The sequence below is a fragment of the Mesorhizobium sp. M1E.F.Ca.ET.063.01.1.1 genome, assembly GCF_003998155.1.
Taxonomy (GTDB): domain Bacteria; phylum Pseudomonadota; class Alphaproteobacteria; order Rhizobiales; family Rhizobiaceae; genus Mesorhizobium.
In genome coordinates this window covers 1-443 of the sequence record NZ_RZSC01001623.1, presented here as the reverse complement: position 1 = coordinate 443, position 443 = coordinate 1, and the positions used below count along the sequence as shown (strand labels likewise).

General features: G+C 65.0%; 1 protein-coding gene. It reads right to left on the bottom strand.

Annotated elements, in window-relative coordinates:
• Positions 1-27 precede the first annotated feature (27 nt).
• Entirely contained in the window at positions 28-417 is a 390-nt protein-coding gene (locus tag EOA29_RS40095; RefSeq protein WP_127222589.1) for a hypothetical protein, read from the bottom strand.
• Positions 418-443: the final 26 nt, after the last annotated feature.

Below are 443 nucleotides of genomic sequence, written 5' to 3'. Positions count from 1 at the left end.
GGCGCCCGCGCGCCGCCCTTTTTGCCGTCAGTCCTCGAGGATGCTGACGTAAACGCTGTTCGAATAGACATCGACCTGGATCAGCGGCTCGCCATTGATGATGGCGCGCCGCGTCGCGCCGCTCATAGCGCCGCCACGCTTCAGCATCCGCTCAAGATCGGCGCGGTCCTCGTTGCTGCGGAACCAGGCGTCGCCCTCGTCGTCGCGGTCGCGCCGATGGAACTTGTGCCAGTTGGCGCGGTCCTGCCTCACCATCTGCGCGGCGCTGTCCAGCGGATAGCCGTCGCTGGCTTGGTGATCCCGCTCGGAAATGCGCGCGACATAGGAGCCGAGCATGTAGTCGGCCCGCGCCGTGCTCGTGCCCAGCACTGTCGCCAGCAGCAATGCGGCGACGGCAAATCGTCTCGTCTCGTTCATGATGAACCCCCTTTGAAACCCAAATC